Consider the following 251-nt stretch of genomic DNA (forward strand, 5'->3'; position numbering starts at 1 on the left):
TTGAGCAGATGCATCTGCTGTCGTATCAGTTTGAAGTGGTTCAGGACGTGGCAATGCAAAACGATTGCCACGCTTGTTTTCAAACTTCGGTGCGTGATCGATAGCAAGCTGGTCTACTGTTGGTGCAGGATACAAAGGTGTCGCTGGTCGTACAGTTGCATCGGCAGGGTACTCAAGTGGGGCGAGTTGCTTTGCATTTTTATAATCTAAAGAGTGATTATTGAGTGCGAAGCGACCACAGCCAGCTAAAC

Annotated in this window: 1 protein-coding gene; it reads right to left on the reverse strand. The window is 47.8% G+C overall.

The window, feature by feature from the left end:
* Positions 1–251: hypothetical protein (locus ACODJP_RS14345; RefSeq protein ID WP_422482650.1), on the reverse strand; the 251-nt coding region annotated here is incomplete at both ends.

The sequence above is a fragment of the Pleomorphochaeta sp. DL1XJH-081 genome (assembly GCF_049310885.1).
Lineage (GTDB): Bacteria > Spirochaetota > Spirochaetia > Sphaerochaetales > Sphaerochaetaceae > CAYZJV01.